This window comes from Gilvimarinus gilvus (genome assembly GCF_030518155.1).
In the GTDB taxonomy this organism is placed as follows: Bacteria; Pseudomonadota; Gammaproteobacteria; order Pseudomonadales; family Cellvibrionaceae; genus Gilvimarinus; species Gilvimarinus gilvus.
The window spans coordinates 1-367 of the sequence record NZ_JAULRU010000187.1; the positions used below are offsets into that span (position 1 = coordinate 1).

A 367-nucleotide genomic window follows, 5' to 3' on the forward strand; every position below is an offset into this window, starting at 1 on the left:
GTACGCAGCAGGCCCCAGAACAGTGGGCGGAAGGGGGTTGCCAAGGCTGAGGTGGTCCAGTCCATCCACTTGTCGGCCAGGGCGCGCTGGCGCGGGTCTTCCAGGTACCAGCCTTGCTCGGCGCCGTACTCGGCGCACAGGTAGCGGACGATGGCGTTGGATTCCCACAGGATCAGGTCGCCGTCCTCCAGCAGGGGCACCAGGCCGTTGGGGTTGCGCCCGCGGTAGTGCGGCTCGTTGACCACGCCGAAAGCGCCGCCGGCGTCGATGGACGCGAAGTCCAGGCCCAGTTCGTGGGCAATCCACAGCGCCTTGCGCACATTGCTCGAATTCTTGCGGCCCCAGATCTTCAGCATGGCAACGTCCT

1 protein-coding gene is annotated in these 367 nt (G+C 66.5%); it reads right to left on the reverse strand.

What is annotated here, in order from left to right; genetic code table 11:
• Window positions 1-356: glutathione S-transferase (locus QWI17_RS01565; RefSeq protein WP_302720734.1), on the reverse strand; the 356-nt coding region annotated here is incomplete at its 3' end.
• Window positions 357-367 lie beyond the last annotated feature (11 nt).